19 protein-coding genes are annotated in these 20,931 nt (G+C 72.4%); 8 read left to right on the plus strand and 11 right to left on the minus strand.

All coding sequences use genetic code 11. The annotated features are described in order from the left end of the window. Positions 1 to 131 precede the first annotated feature (131 nt). Genes ACGFW6_RS22855 through ACGFW6_RS22865 form a run of 3 tightly spaced genes read left to right on the plus strand, consistent with a single transcriptional unit; the run spans position 132 to position 2,932 of the window. Positions 132 to 1,127 carry a peptidoglycan-binding protein gene (locus tag ACGFW6_RS22855; RefSeq protein WP_393512700.1) on the plus strand — a complete coding sequence of 332 codons (996 nt, stop codon included), beginning with the start codon at positions 132 to 134 and terminating at the stop codon, positions 1,125 to 1,127. Continuing rightward, the gene (locus tag ACGFW6_RS22860; protein WP_393512703.1) at positions 1,124 to 2,098 is read left to right on the plus strand and encodes a DUF2690 domain-containing protein; all 975 of its coding nucleotides are present in this window, start codon (positions 1,124 to 1,126) and stop codon (positions 2,096 to 2,098) included. Before ACGFW6_RS22855 ends, ACGFW6_RS22860 begins: the two co-directional genes overlap by 4 nt. A gap of 30 nt (positions 2,099 to 2,128) precedes the next feature. Next, positions 2,129 to 2,932 carry a DUF4253 domain-containing protein gene (locus tag ACGFW6_RS22865; RefSeq protein WP_393512706.1) on the plus strand — a complete coding sequence of 268 codons (804 nt, stop codon included), beginning with the start codon at positions 2,129 to 2,131 and terminating at the stop codon, positions 2,930 to 2,932. A 40-nt stretch (positions 2,933 to 2,972) separates the two neighbouring features. On the opposite strand, the gene ACGFW6_RS22870 is transcribed toward ACGFW6_RS22865, so the two are convergent. Further along, positions 2,973 to 3,806, minus strand: a complete 834-nt coding sequence (locus ACGFW6_RS22870; RefSeq protein WP_393512708.1) for an arylamine N-acetyltransferase — start codon at positions 3,804 to 3,806, stop codon at positions 2,973 to 2,975. A 70-nt stretch (positions 3,807 to 3,876) separates the two neighbouring features. Beyond that, the gene (locus ACGFW6_RS22875) at positions 3,877 to 5,085 is read right to left on the minus strand and encodes a PLP-dependent aminotransferase family protein (protein ID WP_393512711.1); all 1,209 of its coding nucleotides are present in this window, start codon (positions 5,083 to 5,085) and stop codon (positions 3,877 to 3,879) included. Positions 5,086 to 5,388: 303 nt separating this feature from the next. Here ACGFW6_RS22875 and ACGFW6_RS22880 point away from each other — a divergent pair, with 303 nt between their 5' ends. After that, positions 5,389 to 5,574, plus strand: a complete 186-nt coding sequence (locus ACGFW6_RS22880; RefSeq protein WP_393512713.1) for a hypothetical protein — start codon at positions 5,389 to 5,391, stop codon at positions 5,572 to 5,574. A gap of 10 nt (positions 5,575 to 5,584) precedes the next feature. Here ACGFW6_RS22880 and hemB read toward each other — a convergent pair whose 3' ends face one another. After that, entirely contained in the window at positions 5,585 to 6,583 is a 999-nt protein-coding gene (gene hemB, locus ACGFW6_RS22885; protein ID WP_393512715.1) for a porphobilinogen synthase, read from the minus strand. Positions 6,584 to 6,832: 249 nt separating this feature from the next. On the opposite strand from hemB, the gene ACGFW6_RS22890 reads away from it, so the two are divergent. Further along, positions 6,833 to 8,221 (plus strand): FAD-binding oxidoreductase, encoded by a 1,389-nt coding sequence (locus ACGFW6_RS22890; RefSeq protein WP_393512718.1) that lies wholly within the window; start codon positions 6,833 to 6,835, stop codon positions 8,219 to 8,221. Between the two features lie 85 nt (positions 8,222 to 8,306). On the opposite strand, the gene ACGFW6_RS22895 is transcribed toward ACGFW6_RS22890, so the two are convergent. From ACGFW6_RS22895 to ACGFW6_RS22915, 5 genes are all read right to left on the minus strand, one after another. Beyond that, complete coding sequence (locus ACGFW6_RS22895) at positions 8,307 to 10,013, minus strand: uroporphyrinogen-III synthase (protein ID WP_393512721.1); 1,707 nt, start codon at positions 10,011 to 10,013, stop codon at positions 8,307 to 8,309. Then, positions 10,010 to 10,969, minus strand: a complete 960-nt coding sequence (hemC, locus tag ACGFW6_RS22900; protein ID WP_393512724.1) for a hydroxymethylbilane synthase — start codon at positions 10,967 to 10,969, stop codon at positions 10,010 to 10,012. Before hemC ends, ACGFW6_RS22895 begins: the two co-directional genes overlap by 4 nt. Next, a complete protein-coding gene (locus ACGFW6_RS22905; protein WP_393512727.1) occupies positions 10,966 to 12,711 on the minus strand; it encodes a glutamyl-tRNA reductase in 1,746 nt (581 codons plus the stop codon). Before ACGFW6_RS22905 ends, hemC begins: the two co-directional genes overlap by 4 nt. After that, on the minus strand, positions 12,708 to 13,478 hold the full coding sequence (locus ACGFW6_RS22910; protein WP_393512730.1) for a redox-sensing transcriptional repressor Rex: 771 nt from the start codon (positions 13,476 to 13,478) through the stop codon (positions 12,708 to 12,710). The genes ACGFW6_RS22905 and ACGFW6_RS22910 overlap by 4 nt, the downstream gene beginning before the upstream one ends. 281 nt (positions 13,479 to 13,759) lie before the next feature. Further along, the gene (locus tag ACGFW6_RS22915) at positions 13,760 to 14,047 is read right to left on the minus strand and encodes a glutaredoxin family protein (protein ID WP_393512733.1); all 288 of its coding nucleotides are present in this window, start codon (positions 14,045 to 14,047) and stop codon (positions 13,760 to 13,762) included. Positions 14,048 to 14,178: 131 nt separating this feature from the next. Between ACGFW6_RS22915 and ACGFW6_RS22920 the strand changes: the two genes are divergently transcribed. The 3 genes from ACGFW6_RS22920 to ACGFW6_RS22930 all read left to right on the plus strand — a co-directional run bounded on the left by ACGFW6_RS22920 (position 14,179) and on the right by ACGFW6_RS22930 (position 18,380). Next, positions 14,179 to 15,108 (plus strand): HAD family hydrolase, encoded by a 930-nt coding sequence (locus ACGFW6_RS22920; RefSeq protein ID WP_393512736.1) that lies wholly within the window; start codon positions 14,179 to 14,181, stop codon positions 15,106 to 15,108. A gap of 999 nt (positions 15,109 to 16,107) precedes the next feature. Then, the gene (locus ACGFW6_RS22925; RefSeq protein WP_393512739.1) at positions 16,108 to 16,881 is read left to right on the plus strand and encodes an ECF subfamily RNA polymerase sigma factor, BldN family; all 774 of its coding nucleotides are present in this window, start codon (positions 16,108 to 16,110) and stop codon (positions 16,879 to 16,881) included. 251 nt (positions 16,882 to 17,132) lie between these two features. After that, positions 17,133 to 18,380, plus strand: coding sequence for a DUF5667 domain-containing protein (locus tag ACGFW6_RS22930; protein ID WP_393512742.1), 1,248 nt, complete (start codon positions 17,133 to 17,135; stop codon positions 18,378 to 18,380). Between the two features lie 70 nt (positions 18,381 to 18,450). Here ACGFW6_RS22930 and ACGFW6_RS22935 read toward each other — a convergent pair whose 3' ends face one another. The 3 genes from ACGFW6_RS22935 to ACGFW6_RS22945 all read right to left on the minus strand — a co-directional run bounded on the left by ACGFW6_RS22935 (position 18,451) and on the right by ACGFW6_RS22945 (position 20,930). Then, entirely contained in the window at positions 18,451 to 19,503 is a 1,053-nt protein-coding gene (locus ACGFW6_RS22935; protein WP_393512745.1) for a lysophospholipid acyltransferase family protein, read from the minus strand. Positions 19,504 to 19,517: 14 nt separating this feature from the next. Continuing rightward, positions 19,518 to 20,579 carry an NAD-dependent epimerase/dehydratase family protein gene (locus ACGFW6_RS22940; protein WP_393512748.1) on the minus strand — a complete coding sequence of 354 codons (1,062 nt, stop codon included), beginning with the start codon at positions 20,577 to 20,579 and terminating at the stop codon, positions 19,518 to 19,520. Between the two features lie 252 nt (positions 20,580 to 20,831). Next, entirely contained in the window at positions 20,832 to 20,930 is a 99-nt protein-coding gene (locus ACGFW6_RS22945; protein WP_003948845.1) for a 30S ribosomal protein bS22, read from the minus strand. Between the last annotated feature and the right edge of the window lies 1 nt (position 20,931).

Here is a 20,931-nt window from a genome sequence, read left to right on the forward strand (position 1 = left end):
TGGCCGATTCCGTACCGGTGCCGGAACCAACTTCCGGTGCGGGCCGTGGATGCTGATGCAGAATGCGGCGGGGCGCGGGGGCCGCTGACCACGGACCGCGGGCCCGGACCGTGAACGCGGTGGGGGGGAACATGTCGCGTTGGGCAGCGCTGCCCGCGGAACTGGATCCGCGGGTACGGCAGTTGGTGGTGCGGTTACGCCGGCTGAAGGACCACAGCGGGCTGAGCCTGCGCCGGCTCGCGGCGCGCACGGGGTACAGCCAGAAGTCGTGGGAGCGGTACCTGGGCGGCCGGTCGCTGCCGCCACGGGCGGCCGTCGAGGCGCTGGCGAGAGCCGTGGACGAGGATCCGACGCGGTTGCTGGCGTTGCACGAGGTCGCGGCGGAGGCGTGGCGCGGCGCACGCGCCGACGCGACGGAACCGGAGCCGGAGCCGCCGGAGCGGGAGCCGGAGTCGCCGGAGCGGGAGCCGGAGTCGCCGGAGCGGGAGCCGGAGTCGCCGGAGCCGGAACCGGAGTCGCCGGAGCCGGAACCGGAGTCGCCGGAGCCGGAACCGGAGTCGCCGGAGCCGGAGTCGCCGGAGCGGACGGCGGAGCAGGTCGCGGCGCCGGTCATGGCGCCGGAGTTCCTCTCCGTCGAGGTCAACGGCGCACGGTCGCCCGGCCGTTCCCTGCGGGTCGCCCTGGTGGCGGGTGCCGTGGCGCTGGTGCTCGCGCTCTCCACGGCCGTCCTGGCCGTCGTACGGCTGAGCGGAGACGGCCGGGCACAGCCGACGGCCCCCCTCGTCGCGACCGGCATCCCGTCGTCCCCGGCCGCCCCCGCGCCCCGGCCGCCGTCCGCTGCGGCCTCGCCCTCGGCACCGGCGTACACCTGCCGTCTCGCACAGGTCGGCGGCCGCTGGTACGCGGGCATCAGCCGCACCGGGGACGCCATCCTGGCGGGCGGCCACGCGGGGCCGGACGTCGCCGAGGCGCAGTGTCTGCTGCGCCGGGCGGGCTTCTCGCCGGGCGGCATCGACGGGATCTTCGGGCCGGTGACGGAACGCGCGGTCGAGCAGGTGCAGCGGCGGGCGGGGCTGGTGGTGGACGGCATCGTCGGGCCGCACACCTGGAAGGCACTGCGAGGATGACGACACCGTCTCCGGAACGGACCCGACTGGCCGCCGCGCTACGGGAGTTGAAGATCCGCACCGGCCTGAGCCTGGCCGGCCTCGCGGCCAAGACCGCGTTCAGCAAGTCGTCCTGGGACCGCTACCTCAACGGCAGGACGCTCCCGCCGCGCGAGGCGGTGCAGGAGCTGTGCCGGCTCGCCGGGGAGCCGGAGGGGCGCTGTGTGGCGCTGTGGGAGCTCGCCGAGTCGGAGGGGAGCGGACGGGCCGCGTCGGAGGCGCGGCCGAGGACCTTGCCCCGGGCCGCGGCGGACGGGCGGACGGGGACCCCGCCCCGGTCCCCGTCGGAGGGACGGCCGAGGACCCCGCCCCGGGCCGCGTCGGACGAGCGGCCGGGGACCCCGCCGCCCGACCGGGCCGCGCCCGGCGAGGAGGGCAGCCTGCCGGGCTCGGCGCACCAGGGTTCCGGCCACCGCGGCGCGACGCTCGTCGCGGTCCTCGCGTCGGTGTCCGCCGTGGCCGTCGGAGGTGTCGCCGCGGCCGCCCTGCTGCTGCCGGACCGCTCCGGCGAGCCCGGGGCGTCGCTGTCGCCGCCCCCGTCGGTGACCGGGCCGCGCTGCCGGGGGCAGGTGTGTGAGGGCAAGAGCCCGATGCGGATGAAGTGCGCGGCCGCGCCGCAGACCCTGGCCTCGTACCGGACCGCCACCGGCGCCTCGCTGGAGCTGCGCTACAGCCAGGAGTGCGGGACGAGTTGGGCCCGGATGTGGGGGACGCGGATCGGTGACCGGCTGGAGGTGTCGGCGACCGGAGGTGCCGGGGAGAGCGCCGGGGACCGTCGAGTACGCGGCGTGGAGATCCGGGACGGCGTCGACGCGGACTCCTACGTCTACACCCCCATGACCGCGTCCGACCCGGGCAGCGTCGTGCGGGCCTGCTTCGACCCGTCGGCGGGCGGCGGCGAGGAGTGCTTCGACAGCCGGGTGATGAGGTGAGTGTCAGTGCCGCCCCCTACAGTCACCGGCATGGCGACTCTTCCCAACCCGCTGCCGAAGCTCACGAGCGACCCCACGGGTGCCGCTCTCGGACTCCAACTCCCGCCCGGGCGGCTCGTGGACGCGACCGTCGAGGGCGATTGGCACGAGCCCCTGCTGTGGCTCGCGGACGATACGGCGGCGCCCGGCGCCTGGGCCGCGCTGGCCCCGGCCCGGCGCACGGCCGGCCTCCTCCCGGTCGTCGTCGACGCGGGCGCCCGGCACGGCGGCCCGGAGCTCTGGGAACTGGCGCCCGACGCGGTGTCGTACCCGGGAGATCACGACGCCGACGAGGTGCTGGCGGATCTCTGGGAGGAGTACGCCGCCGGGGAGACCCAGCAGGAGTGGCCGGGCCTGGCCGACGCCACCGCCGACGCCGGCTCCGCCGAGGACCCGGACGCGGTGGCCATGGACATCGCGGACGACCTGGTGGGGAGCGGCGGTCTGCTGGAGGAGCCCCGCCTCGCCCTCGTCCCGGCCCGCCGCAGCGCGGACATCCCGGCGGCGATCGGCTGGTCCGGGCCGGTGAACCACGAGGGCGACACCGCCCGCCTGTGCGCGGTGCTCCGTACCTGGGAGGACCGCTTCGGCATACGCGTCGTGGCACTCGGCTTCGACCACCTGCTCGTCTCCGTCGCGTTCCCGCCGACCACCCTCGCCGAGGCGGAGGCCGTCGCCGCCGAGCACTTCGCGTTCTGCCCGGACAACATCCTCCAGAGCGACGACACCAGCATCCGTGCCTACGCCGAGAAGCGGCTGCTGGGTCAGCCGGCCTGGCACTTCTGGTGGGACTGACGGCCTGCCCGGCTCTCCTGCCGGGACCTACGGCCCGTCCTCACCCGGGCAGCAGCGTCATCCCTTCCGGGACGTCGATCCCGAACTCCTCGTCCAGCAGCCGCCGCGCCTGAGCCTCCCCCGTCACCTCGCGCTCGAGAACCGTCCCGTCCGCCCGGGTCTCGGCGAGGAGCCGGCCGTTGAGCAGGAGATGGCGCTCGGCGGACAGGCTCTGGACGTAGACGCGCTGGGTGAAGGGCGAGCGCGGGTTGGTGCCGATGTGCCAGTTGATGACGTCGAAGTCGGGCTTCTCGAACGGCTCCAGGGTGAACGCGTACTGGTCGGCCCAGTCGCCCTTCGCCCGGTCGTGGGCCTGGAGCAGCCACAGCGGGAGCGGCCCGTCGTGCGGGGCGTGGGCGAGCCGGTGCCGGCGCTCGGCGTCCCGGAACTCGACACCGGCCGTCAGCGGCACCGGCGCCGGCAGCGCGCCGATCGCGCCGAAGCCGACGTCCGCGAGATACGGCTGCGGATCGCCGGGCGCCTCGACGAGCAGCGCCATGTGGGTGCGCGGCCGGCTCTCGATGCGGTCGGCTCCGACGACGACCCGTGCGGCCAGCCGGGTCACCCGGAATCCCAGCGCCTGCAGGACGCCGGCGAAGAGGGTGTTGTGCTCGTAGCAGTAGCCGCCGCGCCGGCTGTGCACCAGCTTGGCCATCAGGTCGGCCGGGTCGAGGGAGGGGGCGATACGCCGGAGGGCGTCCAGGTTCTCGAACGGGATGGCCCGCAGGTGTGCCAGGTGCAGCTCCCGCAGCGTCGCCAGGTCGGCCCGCCGCTCCCCCTCCCGGCCGATCCGCCGGAGATACGCGTCGAGGTCGAACCGCTGGGTGTCGGACATGCCTCCACCCTAGGAACCCGACCGGCCCGCGTCTGCCGCCCACGGCCCGACCCGCACCGGGTCCTTGGCCCTAGGACCGCAGTCCCTTCCCCAGCCGCCGCAGCCCCTCCTCGATCTCCTGCGGCGTCTGCGTCACGAAGCACAGGCGCAGCGTCGAACGGTCCGGCTCACCGGCGTAGAAGGGCGCCCCGGGAACGTAGGCGACGTCGTGCCGCACGACCCGCGGCAGCAGCGCCGTCGTGTCGTAGGACTCCGGAAGGCGGGCCCACAGGAACATGCCGCCCTCGGGGCGGTCCCACGTCGACCCCTCCGGCAGCGCCCCGGGCAGGCCCGCCAGCATGGCGTCGCGGCGTGCGCGGTACACGTCGCGGACATGGGCCACATGGGCGTCGAGGCCGCCGAGGCAGCGGGCCGCGGCGAGCTGGTTGACGGTCGGGGTGTGCAGGTCGGCGGCCTGCTTGGCGACCGCGCAGGCCCGTCGCAGCGCGGCCGGGGCACGCAGCCAGCCCAGCCGCAGCCCGGGGGCCATCACCTTGGAGAAGGAGCCGAGCAGCACCGTCCGGTCCTCGGCGCCCGGGTACGAGGCGATCCAGGGCACCCGTTCGCCGTCGTACCGCAGCTCGCCGTACGGGTCGTCCTCGACGACCCATACCCCGAGGCGGGCGGCGACCTCGGCGACGGCGGCCCTGCGTGCGGCGGGCAGGGTCCGGCCGGTCGGGTTCTGGAAGGTGGGCACGGTGTAGAAGAGCTTCGGCCGCTCCCGCGCCACCAGTTCCTCCAGCGCCCGCGGATCCACGCCGTCCGCGTCGCCGGGCACGGCCACGATCCGGGCTCCCGCGAGGCCGAAGACCTGAAGTGCCGCCAGATAGCAGGGGTCTTCGACGAGGACCGTGTCGCCGGGCTCCAGCAGCGCCGTGGCCAGCAGCGAGAGGCCCTGCTGGGAGCCGGTGGTGACGAGCAGGTCGTCGGAGTCGGTGGCCAGGCCCCGCGCCGACATGCGTGCGGCGAGCCCGCTGCGCAGCGCCGGTTCGCCCTCGGTGGTGGAGTACTGCAGGGCCCGCGCCGACGTCTGCGCGAACACGTCCCGGAAGGCGGCGGCGATGCCGTCCCGGTCGAACAGCTCCGGCGCGGGCAGCCCGCCCGCGAAGTTGATGACCTCGGGCCGGGCGGTGACGGCGAGGATGTCCCGCACGGGCGAACCGCCGACGGTTCCGGTCCGCGCCGCGAGGGGCGGCACGGCGGCCGGGGCGGATCGGGGCGCGGGTTCGGTGACGGTCATGGCACGGCTCCTTGGGCTGCGGCGACACGGCGACGGCTCGTGCCGGGCAGCCTAGAGAACTGTGTGCCCTCTACAAGCGACTTTTCGGGATGCGGACCCCGAGCACTCCGCGGAGAGGCCTACAACCGGTTCCGACGGCTTCGCGCGTCCCACGCCCAGTCGCCCGGTTCTGCCGTCCCCGCAGGTCAGCGGCCGTCCCACGGCTCGGGCGTCCCGAATCGGCGGCCCATGCTGGCGGTCGGGACGAGTGATCACGCAGGCTGGAGTCCGATCCCGACCCCCACCCATGGAGAGGGCCGCACCATGTCCGCGTCCGCACACCCCCCTCGCTCCCGGGCCCGGCTGTTCGCCGCCACGCTGGTCGCGGTCGCCGCACTCGCGCTCACCGCGTGCGAGGACGGCCAGGGCCTGCGCGACGAGGGTCCGTCGACCCCGACCAGTCCCACGGCGACGTCGCCCACGACGCCGCCTCCGTCGGACGGCCGGTGAGGGGCCGCGGTTACTGCCGGCCCAGCTTCTGCGCGGCCTCCGTCGCCCAGTAGGTGAGGATGTTGCGCGCACCGGCCCGCTTGATGCCGGTCAGGGTCTCGAAGATCGCCCGGTCCCGGTCGATCCAGCCCTTCTCGGCGGCGGCCTCGACCATCGAGTACTCGCCGGAGATCTGATAGGCGGCGACCGGCACGTCCACCGCGTCCGCGACCCGCGCCAGGATGTCGAGGTAGGGCCCGGCCGGCTTGACCATCACCATGTCGGCGCCCTCCTCCAGGTCGAGGGCCAGCTCGCGCATCGACTCCCGGACGTTCGCGGGATCCTGCTGATACGTCTTGCGGTCGCCCTGGAGCGAGGAGGCGACGGCCTCACGGAAGGGCCCGTAGAAGGCGGAGGCGTACTTGGCCGTGTAGGCGAGGATCGCGACGTCCTCCCGCCCGATCTGGTCGAGCGCGTCACGGATGACGCCGATCTGCCCGTCCATCATGCCGCTGGGCCCCACGACATGGGCTCCGGCGTCGGCCTGCACCTGCGCCATCTCGGCGTAGCGCTCCAGGGTCGCGTCGTTGTCGACACGCCCTTGGTCGTCCAGCACACCGCAGTGCCCGTGGTCGATGGTCTCGTCCAGGCACACGTCGGACATGACGAGGAGGTCGTCGCCCACCTCGGCGCGCACGTCCCGGATGGCGACCTGGAGGATCCCGTCGGGGTCGGTGCCCGGCGTCCCGAGGGCGTCCTTCTTCTCCTCCTCGGGCACCCCGAAGAGCATGATCCCGGAGACCCCGGCCTGTACGGCCTCCAGCGCGGCCTTCTTCAGGCTGTCGCGCGTGTGCTGGACGACGCCCGGCATGGCGGCGATCGGCACCGGCTCGCTGATGCCCTCGCGCACGAAGGCCGGGAGGATGAAGTCGGCGGGGTGCAGCCTGGTCTCGGCGACCATCCGCCGCATGGCGGGAGTGGTCCGCAGACGCCGCGGCCGAGTACCGGGGAAGGATCCGTACGTCGTCATGCCACCTACGCTACGCCCGCCCCGGCAGCACCTTTGCCGACTGGCCGTCGGCACGGAAGCCCGCCCCCGCGGCCCGCATGCGGCCCCCCGCACACCGGGTCCATCCTGAAGGAGAGCCCCCAGCCCCGGGCTCCAGGGCCACGGCCTGCCGACCCCGCGGCCCCCGAACGCACGGACCCCGGCGGCCGGCCCCGCCCGCCGCCTCGCCGCCGCCGTCCCTCCGTACGAACCCGCACCACGGAGGACGCGATGACCGCCACCCACCGCAACACGCCCGACCTGTTCGCCCTCTCCGATGTCCGGGGCCCGGTGCTGCGCCCCGGCGACGACGGTTACGCCGACGAGGTCACCGGCTTCAACCTGGCCGCGCTGCACACCCCCGACGTGGTGGTGGGCGCGACGGGCGTCGACGACATCGTGGCGGCGCTGCGCTGGGCGTCGGCCACCGGCACCCCGGTCGCGGTCCAGGCGACGGGCCACGGCGCGAACTTCCCCATCGACCACGGCCTGCTGATCAGCACGGCACGGATGACGGACGTACGCATCGACCCGGACCGGCGCCTCGCGACCGTCGCCGCCGGAGCCAGGTGGCGGGACGTCCTGGAGGCCACGGCACCGCACGGCCTCGCCGCGCTCTGCGGCACCTCCACGGACGCGGGCGTGGTCGGCTACACCCTGGGCGGCGGCCTGCCCGTCTTGGGCAGGGCCTACGGCTACGCCGCCGACCTGGTGCGCTCCTTCCAGGTCGTCACACCCGACGGCACACTCCGCGAGAGCGACCCCGAGCACGAACCGGAGCTGTTCTGGGCGCTGCGCGGCGGCAAGGGCAACGTCGGCGTGGTGGCCTCCATGGTGTGCGAGCTGCTGCCCCTCGACACGATCTACGGCGGGGGCGTCTACTGCCCCGGCGAACACGCCGAAGTCCTGCTCAGGACGTGGACGGACTGGACCCGCACCCTGCCGGACGCCATGTGCAGCGCCTTCACGCTGCTGCGCCTGCCGCCCTTCCCGGAGATCCCCGAGCCGCTGCGCGGCGGCTTCTGGGCACGGGTCGCGATCGCCTGGCCGGGGGACCCCGCCGAGGGCGAACGCCTGCTGGCCCCGATCCGCGCGGCGGCGCCGGTGTCCGTCGACACGGTGGAGGTGATGCCGTACGCCGCCATGGACCGCATCCACATGGAGCCGCAGGACCCGCTTCCCGCCCGCGAGTCGTGCGCCCTGCTGCGTGACCTCGGTCCCGAGGCCCTGCGCACGTTCCTGTCGCAGGCGGGCCCCGACGTCAGGGACTACCCCCTGCTGATGGTGGAGCTCCGCCACCTGGGGGGCGCCCTCGCCCGGCCCGCTCCCCACGAGGACGCGATCTGTGCCCGGGACGCGGAGTACATCCTGGAAACGGTGGGCGTCCTCGCCGCGCCACCGGCGGCACAGGCCATCGAACAGGCCACGACGTCCCTGTACGAGGCGATGTCCCCCTACGGCACGGGCCACACCATGGTCAATCTCCACGGCACCCCGGGCAGCGCGTCCGACCGGGCGCGCGCCTGGAGCCCGGAGGTCTACGACCGCCTGCGCAAGGACAAGTCGGCCTACGACCCGGCCAACCTGCTCGCCTTCGGCCACACGGTGACGGGCCCCTGAGGACGAACGATTCAGCCCCTGCGGCGTTCGGGGAGCGGGGGTCGAGGGGGCACAGCCCTCTGACGGCGCCCCACCCCCGCACCCGTCACGTCGTGGACCGGCGTCGCCGGGCCCCCGGCCGCCGCTCGCTCGGCCGGGTGACCGGATCCCCGGCCTCGACCGCGGCGGCCCGCCGCCGCAACCCGAAGTCCGCCAGCGCCTCGGCCAGCTTGTGCACGGACGGCTCCGGAGCCATCACGTCCACCCGCAGCCCATGCTCCTCGGCGGTCTTCGCGGTGGCCGGACCGATACACGCGATCACGGTCACGTTGTGCGGCTTACCGGCGATCCCCACGAGATTGCGCACCGTGGACGACGACGTGAAGAGAACGGCGTCGAAGCCACCGCCCTTGATCGCCTCCCGCGTCTCCGCCGGCGGCGGCGAGGCCCGCACGGTCCGGTAGGCCGTGACGTCGTCGACCTCCCAGCCGAGCTCGATGAGCCCGGCCACCAGGGTCTCCGTGGCGATGTCGGCCCGCGGCAGGAACACGCGGTCGATCGGGTCGAAGACCGGGTCGTACGGCGGCCAGTCCTCCAGCAGCCCGGCGGCCGACTGCTCCCCGCTCGGCACCAGGTCCGGCTTCACGCCGAAGGCGACGAGCGCCTTCGCGGTCTGCTCCCCCACCGCCGCGACCTTGATCCCGGCGAACGCACGGGCGTCGAGCCCGTACTCCTCGAACTTCTCCCGCACGGCCTTGACCGCGTTCACCGAGGTGAAGGCGATCCACTCGTACCGTCCGGTCACGAGCCCCTTGACGGCCCGCTCCATCTGCTGGGGCGTGCGCGGCGGCTCGACGGCGATCGTCGGCACCTCGTGCGGCACGGCCCCGTACGACCGCAGCTGGTCGGAGAGCGAAGCCGCCTGCTCCTTCGTCCGCGGCACGAGGACCCGCCACCCGAAGAGCGGCTTGGACTCGAACCACGACAACTGGTCGCGCTGTGCTGCGGCGGAACGCTCACCGACCACGGCTATCACCGGTCGGCCGCCCTCCGGCGACGGCAGCACCTTGGCCTGCTTCAACGTCTGGGCGATGGTGCCCAGCGTCGCGGTCCACGTCCGCTGCCGCGTCGTCGTACCGGCGACGGTGACCGTCAGCGGCGTATCGGGCTTGCGTCCCGCCGACACCAGCTCACCGGCGGCCGCGCCGACGGAGTCCAGCGTCGTGGAGACGACCACGGTGCCGTCCGACGCGCCGACCTCGGTCCAGCACCGGTCCGACGCGGTGCGCGCGTCGACGAACCGCACGTCCGCGCCCTGCGCGTCCCGCAGCGGCACACCGGCGTACGCGGGCACGCCCACGGCCGCGGCGACACCCGGTACGACCTCGAACGGCACACCGGCCGCGGCGCACGCGAGCATCTCGTTGGTGGCGTACGTGTCGAGCCCGGGATCCCCGGACACCGCCCGCACGACCCGCCTGCCGCCGCGCGCGGCCTCCATGACAAGATGTGCGGCATCCCGCACCGCGGGTAGCCCAGCGGTCGTTGACGCGCCGTCAACAACCGCTAGTAGAGGCGTGCCTGTGCCCGGGACGGCGTCCGCGTCGGGACCCGTGTCCGTATGCACTTCGGCGATGCCGGCTCTGGCGTGCTGGCGTACCACGTCGAGCACCTCGTGCTCGGCGACGAGTACGTCGGCGTTCGCCAGCGCCTCGACGGCGCGCAGAGTCAGTAGCCCCGGATCCCCGGGTCCGGCACCGAGGAAGGTGACGTGCCCGTGTTCAAGGCCGGCGGGAAGAGTGGTGGGGCTCACTGTGCTCGCTCCCCCATCAGACCGGCCGCGCCCTGGGCAAGCATCTCGGTAGCGAGTTCGCGACCGAGCGCCAGCGCTTGGTCGTGCGTCTCGGGCACGGGACCGGTGGTGGACAGCTGCACCATGCGCGAACCGTCGGTCGTGCCGACGACGCCACGCAGGCGCATTTCCTTGACAATCTGCCCGTCGGCCAGAAGGTCGGCCAGCGCGCCCACAGGGGCGGAGCAGCCGGCCTCCAGGGCGGCGAGCAGTGATCGCTCGGCGCTCACGGCGACCCGCGTGAACGGGTCGTCGAGCTCGCCGAGCGCGGCGACGAGGTCCGCGTTGTCCGCGGTGCACTCGATCGCCAGTGCCCCCTGGCCGGGGGCGGGCAAAACCGTGTCGACCGACAGGAAGTCGGTCACTTCCTCGCTGCGGCCGATGCGATTGAGGCCGGCCGCGGCCAGCACGACCGCGTCCAGCTCGCCGTCGCGCACGTACCGGATCCGGGTGTCGACGTTCCCGCGGATCGCGACCGTCTCGAAGTCCAGCCCGTGGCTGCGCGCGTACGCGTTCAGCTGGGCCATCCGGCGCGGCGAACCCGTACCGATGCGCGCCCCGCGCGGCAGGTCGGTGAGCTTGAGGGCGTCCCGGGCGACTATCACGTCACGCGGGTCCTCACGCTCGGGGACGGCCGCCAGGGCCAGCTCTTCGGGCTGCGTGGTCGGCAGGTCCTTCAGCGAGTGCACCGCGAAGTCGACCTCACCCCGCACGAGCGCGTCCCGCAGGGCGGTGACGAACACGCCGGTGCCGCCGATCTGCGCGAGCGCCTCGCGCGAGACATCGCCGTACGTGGTGATCTCGACGAGTTCGACGGGCCGTCCGGTCACCCGGCGTACGGCGTCCGCGACCTGCCCGGACTGGGCCATGGCGAGCTTGCTGCGCCTGGTCCCGAGCCGTAGTGGCTGCTGAGTCATCGTGGGCCTCGGTTCTTCTCGGTGCTGTCCTCGGCGCGGGAGACGGAGGCCACCGTCTCCTGATCGAGGTCGAACAGGGTCCGCAGGGCGTCCGCGTACCCGGCGCCGCCGGGCTCGGCCGCGAGCTGCTTGACCCGCACGGTCGGGGCGTGCAGCAGCTTGTCGACCACGCGCCGCACGGTCTGCGTGATCTCACCGCGGTGCTTGTCGTCGAGGCCGGGCAGACGGCCCTCCAGACGGGCGATCTCGTTCGCCACGACATCGGCGGCCATGGCGCGCAGCGCGACGACGGTGGGCGTGATGTGCGCGGCCCGCAGCGCCGCGCCGAACGCGGCGACCTCGTCGGAGACGATCCGGCGGACCTGGTCGACGTCGGCCGCCATCGGCGCGTCGGCGGAGGCTTCCGCCAGCGACTCGATGTCCACCAGGCGCACGCCGGCCAGCCGGTGCACGGCGGCGTCGATGTCGCGGGGCATGGCGAGGTCGAGCAGGGACAGCGCCGGCCGGGGCCGGGGCACCTCCACGACCGGTTCGGGCTTGCGGCGCTCGGGGATGCGGCCGACGGTGGCCGCGGTCGCGGCGAGCGCGGTGATCAGCTCGGCGTCGGCCTCGGGGCTGCGCCGGGCGGCCTCACGCCGGTCGACGGCACTGCCCGCCGCCCACGCCGCGTGCTGCTCCAGGGTGGCCGCGTCCATGCCGGCGACGGCGGCCTCGCCGAGCACAGAGAAACCTCCCTGCACGGCGGCGACGTCGAGCGGGCAGTTCTCGTCGGTGCCGACGCTGGTGGGCGGCAGCGGCGTCTGCCGTACGTCGGCACTGTCGGCGTTCGCCCTGGGGGCGGGCGCCTTGTCGGCCGTACGGCCGACGCTGTCGGCCCCGTCGAAGGCGACCGGCCGACCGGTACGCCCCTCCACCGCGGCGGCGACCTCCTCGGCCGCGAGGACGAGACCGGTCGCACCGGTGCAGGAGACGGCGATGTCGGCACGTGTCAGCTCGACCGGCACCGACTCCATCGGTACCGCGCGGGCCAGCACGTCCGTGTCGTCCGCCGCCGTCAGGATCTCGGCGAGGCGCTCGGCGCGGTCCTGGGTGCGGTTGGCGACCACGATCTCGGCGACCCCGGCCCGCGCGAGCGTGGCCGCGGCCAGGGAGGACATCGAACCGGCGCCGATGACCAGGGCCTTCTTGCCGCGGGCCCACGCCATGACGTCCATGTCCTCGGCCAGTTGCTCCAGGCCGAAGGTGACCAGGGACTGGCCGGCGCGGTCGATACCGGTCTCGGAGTGGGCGCGCTTGCCGACCCGCAGGGCCTGCTGGAACAGGTCGTTCAGCAGCCGTCCGGCGCTGTGCAGCTCCTGCGCCTTGGCGAGGGAGTCCTTGATCTGCCCGAGGATCTGGCCCTCGCCGACGACCATGGAGTCGAGCCCGCAGGCCACGGAGAACAGATGGTGGACGGCCCGGTCCTCGTAGTGCACGTACAGGTAGGGCGTGAGCTCTTCCAGCCCCACTCCGCTGTGCTGGGCGAGCAGCGTGGACAGCTCGGCGACACCGGCGTGGAACTTGTCCACGTCGGCGTACAGCTCGATGCGGTTGCAGGTGGCGAGCACCGCGGCCTCGGTGGCGGGCTCGGCGGCGACCGTGTCCTGCAGCAGCTTGATCTGGGCGTCCGCGCCCAGCGCGGCCCGCTCCAGCACGCTGACCGGGGCGCTGCGGTGGCTCAGCCCCACGACGAGGAGACTCATGCCGGCATCACGGCGGGTACGTCCCCGTCGGGCCCCTGATCGGCGGAGTCGTCGGACCCCTCACGGGTGACGGCGGCCGGTCCGGCGCCGTCGGTGTGGGCCTCCTCGCCCGCCTTGCGCTGCTCGTGGAAGGCGAGGATCTGCAGCTCGATGGAGAGGTCGACCTTGCGCACGTCCACACCGTCCGGGACGGTCAGCACGGTCGGCGCGAAGTTCAGGATGGAGGTGACACCGGCGGCCACGAGCCGGTCGCAGACCGGCTGGGCGGCACCGGCGGGAGTGGCGATGACACCGATCGACACGCCGTTCTCCTGGATGATCTTCTCCAGGCTGTCGGAGTGCTGCACCGGGATCCCGGCGACGGGCTTTCCGGCCATGGCCGGGTCGGCGTCGATGAGCGCGGCGACCCGGAAGCCACGGGAGGCGAATCCGCCGTAGTTCGCGAGGGCGGCGCCGAGGTTACCGATGCCGACGATGACAACCGGCCAGTCCTGGGTGAGCCCGAGTTCGCGGGAGATCTGGTAGACGAGATACTCGACGTCGTAGCCGACACCGCGCGTTCCGTACGACCCGAGGTACGAGAAGTCCTTGCGCAGCTTCGCGGAGTTGACCCCCGCCGCGGCCGCGAGCTCCTCGGAGGAGACCGTGGGTACCGAGCGCTCCGACAGTGCGGTCAGCGCGCGGAGGTACAGCGGAAGCCGGGCGACGGTGGCCTCGGGAATCCCTCGGCTACGGGTCGCCGGTCGGTGAGTTCGGCCAGTTGCCACGGTGCTCCTGCGGGTAGAGCGGGGGGGCAGGCGGTCACACGTACCTAGACCGCCCCGTCGAATGCAGGCTATGTCTTTGTGAACGCGTGCACAAAGATGGTGTCCGATTTGCCCGCCCAACGTGACCGGGCTCACGCACGCCCGGCGCACTGGTGTGGAACCGGCGCATACGCACCACCGTTCCTCAACTCTTGGGGGCAAAACCGCACACTCTCCTCAACGATCCACGCCCCCGAGACCAAGTCGCCGTCGATCCTAAGCCGTTTCCGGAGGACTTTGGACTACCCGGTCAGTGCTTTGCGGAGGCGATCCTCGTTCACGCGCCAGAAGGTGTGCTGGGCTCCGTCGACGAGGACGACGGGGATCTGTTCCCAGTACCGGTCGTGGAGTTGGGGGTCCTCATTGATGTCCTTCACTTCCCACGGAACCCCCAACTCGCCGCAGACCCTCTCGACGACACTCTGTGCGTCATCACACAGATGGCAGTCGGGTTTGCCGATGAGGGTGACCAGCCGGTCCCCGGGGGACTTGGCCGTGGCGCGACGAAAGAGGGGGCTCATGTCAGCCATTCTCGCGCGCCGGCGCCCGGATGACCGGCCGTCGTCCGACCACACTGTTTAACTGCGCGGTCGCGGAGAGTTCACAACCTTCAAACCTCTCGACTCCGGAAGCACCGAACAAACTGGCTATGCTCACGGTCATGGCCGCTCTTGGATGGCTCACTCCCCGTAGGCGCTCCGCCACGGCGCGGAGCGTGTTGGCTGGCGAGGCCTCGGCGGAGGCTGCGCGCAAGTCCTCGCAGGAGGCGACGGAGGTCTCACAGCCCTCGGAGGCCGAGCCCGCTTTCCCGGTGCTCGGCGACGAGAAGGCCGCGGCCTTCTTCGACCTGGACAACACCGTGATGCAAGGTGCTGCCCTGTTCCACTTCGGTCGGGGCCTGTACAAGCGGAAGTTCTTCGAGACCCGCGATCTCGCGAAGTTCGCCTGGCAGCAGGCGTGGTTCCGGCTGGCGGGGGTCGAGGATCCGGAGCACATGCAGGAGGCCCGCGACTCGGCGCTGTCGATCGTGAAGGGCCACCGGGTCGCCGAGCTCCAGTCGATCGGCGAGGAGATCTACGACGAGTACATGGCCGAGCGCATCTGGCCCGGTACCCGCGCGCTCGCCCAGGCGCACCTGGACGCGGGCCAGAAGGTGTGGCTCGTCACGGCGGCGCCGGTGGAGATCGCCACGGTGATCGCCCGCCGTCTGGGGCTGACCGGTGCCCTGGGCACGGTCGCGGAGTCGGTCGACGGCGTCTACACCGGCAAGCTGGTCGGCGAGCCGCTCCACGGTCCGGCGAAGGCGGAGGCGGTCCGCGCGCTGGCCTCGGCGGAGGGTCTGGACCTCGCCCGCTGCGCGGCGTACAGCGACTCGCACAACGACATCCCGATGCTCTCCCTGGTCGGCCACCCCTACGCCATCAACCCCGACACCAAGCTCCGCAAACACGCCCGCCAACTGGACTGGCGCCTGCGCGACTACCGCACCGGCCGAAAGGCAGCCAAGGTCGGCATCCCGGCCGCCGCCGGCGTCGGCGCGGTGGCCGGCGGCACAGCAGCGGCAATCGCCCTCCACAAACGCCGCCGCTGAAACAGCCAGGCACGCCCTCGCTGCAGGGCCTTGGCTGCTCGGTGGGATGCGGGCAGCGCAGTGCGGGCGGGGCGCGCGTAGAGCCTCAGTCTCACTGCGGGCAGGTGTAGCGCCTTCCGCCGGTGGATGGGTCGGGGCCGTACGCGACTGCGGGCACGTGGGGCCGGGCGGGCACCCCCCGACACGTCCCCTTCGCGCCGTACGCGACTGCGGGCACGTGGGGCCGGGCGGACACCCCCCGACACGTCCCCTTCGCGCCGTACACGACTGCGGGCACGTGGGGCCGGGCGGACACCCCCCGACACGGCCCCTTCGCGCCGTACACGACTGCGGGCACGTGGGGCCGGGCGGACACCCCCCGACACGTCCCCTTCGCGCCGTACGCGACTGCGGGCGCGTGGGGGTACGCCCCGGCATTGGCGCCAGGCGAAGGCGTCACCGTACGTAACATCCGTACCCCGCTTGGCCGCCTAGGCTCACGCAGCTGAGCCACTGGGCCGCACCTCTTGGTGCCGGTCCGCGCTCTTCAGCCCGTCCGGCGTTTGAGGACGAGGCCGTTCAGGCCGATGCGGGGGTCTGGGGGCGGCAGCCCCCAGGGATGTGCCGGGGTCGAAGGGGCGGCGCCCCTGGGGATGGGACGGGTAGGGGCGGCGGGGGCGAGAAAGTTTCGGGTCGTGGGCCACGCCCGGGGTCACAGGCCAATCCGCACCCCCTACCCCCGCAACTCCCTGTCCAGTCCCCTTGGCTGCACACGGCCACAACACGCCCCGGAGTCACCCCGAACCCGGACGCAATCGATCAACAAACGGTCACTCTCCGGCACTTGATGAGACGTCAATCGGTTACAGAAGAGACGCAATCGGTGATTTGAGCAACTGGGCGTAGCAGTGCCTGCACGAAGCGTTATTCTCCTCAGACGCAAACCGGTACCTCTCCGTCGCTACGACGGGTGAATGGTTCCGCACTGCACGTGATGGAAGCTCTGCCTCTGGGAGTCCCGTGTACCCACACGTCGGGGTTGACGCCTCGGGCCTGGCTACGCTGCGCGCAACGGTCCTGGACCTGTTGCGCGGCTTCGTCCCCACCGCGTACGCCGTCCCCGCCCTCGCCGTAACCGCCGCACCCGTAGGCCCGTGCTACGCGCTCGCCGACGGCGGCGCCGCAGTCGGCAGACGGGGGCGCTCAGCCGGCGCGACGACCGCGCGCCGGCCCGCCGCTGACAGCGACAGCGCTCGAATGATGGATCTCGTCGAACGCGCACAGGCCGGCGAGGCCGACGCGTTCGGCCGGCTCTACGACCAGTACAGCGACACCGTCTATCGCTACATCTACTACCGCGTCGGCGGGAAGGCCACCGCCGAGGACCTCACCAGCGAGACCTTTCTGCGGGCCCTGCGCCGCATCGGCACCTTCACCTGGCAGGGCCGCGACTTCGGCGCCTGGCTCGTGACGATCGCCCGCAACCTCGTTGCCGACCACTTCAAGTCCAGCCGCTTCCGGCTGGAGGTCACCACCGGCGAGATGCTCGACGCCAACGAGGTCGAGCGCTCCCCCGAGGACTCCGTCCTGGAGTCCCTCTCCAACGCCGCCCTCCTCGAAGCCGTACGGCGACTCAACCCCCAACAGCAGGAGTGCGTCACCCTCCGCTTCCTCCAGGGCCTCTCCGTCGCCGAGACGGCCCGCGTCATGGGCAAGAACGAGGGCGCCATCAAGACCCTCCAGTACCGAGCCGTCCGCACCCTCGCCCGACTGCTGCCGGACGACGCGCGCTGAACGTCCCCCCGGCACCGGTCCACCACTCTCCGCAATCACCAACTCACCGTCAGTGAAAGTCTGTTGACTTCGCGGTCCGTTCATCCGCAGTCCGTAACCCAAGTGCCAAGCCGCTCGTTGTGCGGGATGCAGGCTCCCTGTGGTCACTCCCTGGCCGACTTCGATCACTCGATCGAGTGCAAGTGGTCAGGGCGTGCAACCCTCAGGACCCCCTGGGGAGTCGACCGTCATCACGAGAGGAGGTGCCGCCAGTGATCGCGAACGTATCGGCACACCGGCGGGCGAACGCCTTCGCCCAGGCCCTGGACGAGCTGACCGACCGGGATTCGGCGGCCGAGCAGCCCGAGCAGTCCGATGGATCGGCACCGGCAGACGCTGCTGCGGAACACACCGAGCAGGGTCGCCTGTTGGCCCTCACCGAGAGTCTCGCCGAGTTGCCGAGGCCCGAGCTCGACCCCGAGGTCAAGGTCGTCCAGCGCGCCCAGCTCGTGGCCGCGATGGAGGCCATGCTCCAGGAGGGCGGCACGGGCGCCGAGGCGGGCCCTGCCCTGCCCGGGCAGCGTTCGGAGCGGGGGCGAGGGGCTCACCGGGCGTCCCCACTGGGCAAACTGCGGCCACGCTCACGGCTCGCCAAGGGCCTCACCGCCGGCGGGCTCAGTGTCGGTGTCGCCGCGGGAGCCTTCGGCGGTGTCGCCGCCGCGAGTTCCGACGCCCTGCCCGGCGACTCCCTGTACGGCCTCAAGCGCGGCATCGAGGACTTCAAGCTCAACGTCCTGTCCGACGGGGACGACGAGCGCGGGCGCGGCTACCTCGACCAGGCATCCACCCGGCTGAGCGAGGCCCGGCGGCTGATGGAGCGCGACCGTGGCGGACAGCTCGACCACGAGTCGATGGCGGAGATCCGCCGCGCTCTGTACGGCATGCGGCACGACGCCTCGGAGGGCCACCGCCTGCTGCGCGAGGCCTATGAGCGCGACCCCGACTCCCTGGGCCCCATCCAGGCCCTCTCCGCCTTCTCCCGCTCGCACCGTGCGATGTGGGGCAACCTCCGCGAGCGGCTGCCCCTCCAGCTCGGGGACGTCGGCGACGAGGTGTCGTCGGTGTTCGACGCCATAGACGAAGAGGTCGCTCCGCTGGAGTCGCTCCTGCCGGAGCAGCCGGCCAAGAGCGGCGAGGGCAAGCGGCACGGCGGTTCCGGATCGGCCTCCACCGGTACGTCCGGCTCCGACCGCTCGGCCCGGCCCAGCGCCGGCGGCAGCGGCTCCTCCGACGGCAACCGCTCCAGCCGTCCGAGCAACTCGGCGGACAGCTCCGGCAGCGAGAGCGAGGGCCTGCTCGGCGGAAACACCGGAGGGCTCCTCGACCCGCCGAAGGACACCGGCAGCTCGGGCTCGACGTCCTCCAGCCCGACACCCACCACCGAGCCCGCCGTGACCCTCCCGCCCCTGCTCCCGGGCCTCCTGCCCGGCCTGGGCATCGAGGGCGAGGACGCGAACTAACCGGCAGCGGTACGACGATGGGGCGCCCCCTGGGTCAGGGGGCGCCCCATCGTCGTACCGGAACCCGGCGTCAGAAGAACACCGACCGGCGCTGCACCAACAGCTTGTACAGCGTGTGCTGGATCTGTTCCCTGACCTGGTCCGTCAGGTTGAACATCAGCATCGGGTCCTCGGCGGCCTCCGGCGGATAGCCGTCCGTGGGGATCGGTTCGCCGAACTGGATCGTCCACTTCGTCGGCAGCGGGACCGCGCCGAGCGGGCCGAGCCAGGGGAAGGTCGGCGTCAGCGGGAAGTACGGGAAGCCCAGGAGGCGGGCCAGCGTCTTCGCGTTGCCGATCATCGGATAGATCTCCTCGGCCCCGACGATCGAGCACGGGATGATCGGGGTCCGCTTGCGCAGCGCCGTGGAGACGAAGCCGCCGCGGCCGAAGCGCTGAAGCTTGTAGCGCTCCCCGAAGGGCTTGCCGATGCCCTTGAAGCCCTCCGGCATCACCCCGACCAGCTCACCCTGCCCGAGCAGCCGCTCGGCGTCCTCGGCGCAGGCCAGGGTGTGGCCCAGCTTGCGGGCGAGTTCGTTGACCACCGGCAGGACGAACACCAGGTCCGCCGCGAGGAGCCGCAGGTGGCGGCCGGCCGGATGGTGGTCGTGGACGGCGACCTGCATCATCAGGCCGTCCAGGGGCAGCGTGCCGGAGTGGTTGGCGACGATCAGCGCGCCGCCCTCGGACGGGATGTTCTCGACGCCCTTCACCTCGACCCGGAAGTACTTCTCGTACACCGGGCGCAGCAGGGACATCAGGACCTGGTCGGTGAGTTCCTCGTCGTACCCGAAGTCGTCGACCTCGTAGTCCCCGGTGAGGCGGCGGCGCAGGAAGGCCAGGCCGCTCGCGATGCGCCGTTCCAGGCCGCCGTCGTCCTGGGGCTGCTGGGGCGGCTGTTCCTCACGTGTCACAGGAACATCATCCTGCGCGAAGGACCGTCCCGGGAGAGGCTGGACCTCGCGTACCAGCGCGGATTCACCGCTCTTGCGCCGGCTCCCCGCGCTCCGGCGCCGCGACGGCCGCTGAACGGCGCCCCCGCGGGACCGGTCGTCGTCGAACGGAATGACCTTGGCGTCCGCCATCGTTGATGCGCTCCTCAGTTGGCGCTCTGCGTCGGGAGGTGGCCGCCGCCCAGCACGGGCAGCGCGGCGATCCGGTCGACGGCCCCCGCGAGGGCCTCCGGCGGCAGCAGACCCGGTCCGCGGCTGCGTGCGAACTCCGCGAAGGTCTCCGCCGTCGTGTACTTCGGCCTGAATCCGAGCGTCTCTCGCATCTGGTCCGTGGACACCACCCGGCCGTGGGTGAGCAACCGGATCTGCTCCGGCGAGAAGTCCGACATACCCAGCGTACGCACCAGGGAGCCCGCCCAGGTGACCGCGGGGAGCAGGAGCGGCACGGTGGGCCGGCCGAGCCGCCGGGAGCACTGCGAGAGCAGCAGGACGCCGTCGCCGGCGATGTTGAAGGTGCCGCTGTTGAGCGTGCCCCGCTCCGGATCGTGCGAGGCGATGCGCAGCACCTCGATCACGTCGTCCTCGTGCACGAACTGCAGCCGGGGGTCGTAGCCGAACACGGTCGGCAGCACCGGCAGCGAGAAGTACGAGGCGAGCGGCGTGTCCGCGGACGGGCCGAGGATGTTGGCGAACCGCAGCACGCACACGGCGACGTCCGGCCGCCGCCGCGCGAAGCCGCGCACATAGCCCTCGACCTCGACGGCGTCCTTGGCGAAGCCACCGCTGGGCAGGGACTTGGGCGGCGTGGTCTCGGTGAAGACGGCCGGATCCCGCGGCGCGGACCCGTAGACGTTCGTACTGGACTTCACCACGAGGCGCTTGACGGTCGGGGACTTCTGGCAGGCGCCGAGCAGCTGCATGGTCCCGATGACGTTGGTCTCCTTGACCGTCGTCCGGCTGCCGCTGCCCAGCGCGGTCCCGGTCACGTCCATGTGGACGACGGTGTCGGCGCCGCTCTCCGCCAGCACCCGCGCGATGGTGGGCTGCCGGATGTCGGCCTGGATGAAGTCGGCACCTCCCAGATGGTGCTCGGGCGGGACCGCGTCCACGGCCACCACCCGGTCCACCTGGGGGTCACGCTGGATCCGTCGTACGAAACGGCCCCCCAGTTGACGGGCCACTCCGGTCACGAGCACGACCTTGCCCAAGATCAGCGCCTTCCTTCCAGCACTCGTACCCCTGCCGAGTTCCCCGTGTGCGGCCAACTTAGCGGGTCGATGTTGCGCTGTGATGACCGCCCAATGCACGAAGTGACGATAATTCTCGGCGTACCACCGGACGGGTCAGTCCTTTGTCCAGGCATACGCACAGAGTTCGGCCCTTCGCACATCGCCCCCGATACGCGTGTGGCCCCCCACCGGTGGTGGGGGGCCACAATCACGCTGCTTTCGCAGCGTCGCTCACTTCTTGTTGCGACGCTGAACGCGCGTGCGCTTGAGCAGCTTGCGGTGCTTCTTCTTAGCCATCCGCTTGCGCCGCTTCTTGATAACAGAGCCCACG

This window comes from Streptomyces sp. Y7 (assembly GCF_043195415.1).
Classification (GTDB): domain Bacteria; phylum Actinomycetota; class Actinomycetes; order Streptomycetales; family Streptomycetaceae; genus Streptomyces.

What these genes read in the sequence shown, in the direction of transcription:
- ACGFW6_RS22855 (WP_393512700.1), top strand. Translation starts at nt 132, where the DNA reads ATGTCGCGTTGGGCAGCGCTGCCCGCGGAACTGGATCCGCGGGTACGG.
- ACGFW6_RS22860 (WP_393512703.1), top strand. Translation starts at nt 1,124, where the DNA reads ATGACGACACCGTCTCCGGAACGGACCCGACTGGCCGCCGCGCTACGG.
- ACGFW6_RS22865 (WP_393512706.1), top strand. Translation starts at nt 2,129, where the DNA reads ATGGCGACTCTTCCCAACCCGCTGCCGAAGCTCACGAGCGACCCCACG.
- ACGFW6_RS22870 (WP_393512708.1), bottom strand. Translation starts at nt 3,806, where the DNA reads ATGTCCGACACCCAGCGGTTCGACCTCGACGCGTATCTCCGGCGGATC.
- ACGFW6_RS22875 (WP_393512711.1), bottom strand. Translation starts at nt 5,085, where the DNA reads ATGACCGTCACCGAACCCGCGCCCCGATCCGCCCCGGCCGCCGTGCCG.
- ACGFW6_RS22880 (WP_393512713.1), top strand. Translation starts at nt 5,389, where the DNA reads ATGTCCGCGTCCGCACACCCCCCTCGCTCCCGGGCCCGGCTGTTCGCC.
- hemB (WP_393512715.1), bottom strand. Translation starts at nt 6,583, where the DNA reads ATGACGACGTACGGATCCTTCCCCGGTACTCGGCCGCGGCGTCTGCGG.
- ACGFW6_RS22890 (WP_393512718.1), top strand. Translation starts at nt 6,833, where the DNA reads ATGACCGCCACCCACCGCAACACGCCCGACCTGTTCGCCCTCTCCGAT.
- hemC (WP_393512724.1), bottom strand. Translation starts at nt 10,969, where the DNA reads ATGACTCAGCAGCCACTACGGCTCGGGACCAGGCGCAGCAAGCTCGCC.
- ACGFW6_RS22905 (WP_393512727.1), bottom strand. Translation starts at nt 12,711, where the DNA reads ATGAGTCTCCTCGTCGTGGGGCTGAGCCACCGCAGCGCCCCGGTCAGC.
- ACGFW6_RS22915 (WP_393512733.1), bottom strand. Translation starts at nt 14,047, where the DNA reads ATGGCTGACATGAGCCCCCTCTTTCGTCGCGCCACGGCCAAGTCCCCC.
- ACGFW6_RS22920 (WP_393512736.1), top strand. Translation starts at nt 14,179, where the DNA reads ATGGCCGCTCTTGGATGGCTCACTCCCCGTAGGCGCTCCGCCACGGCG.
- ACGFW6_RS22935 (WP_393512745.1), bottom strand. Translation starts at nt 19,503, where the DNA reads ATGGCGGACGCCAAGGTCATTCCGTTCGACGACGACCGGTCCCGCGGG.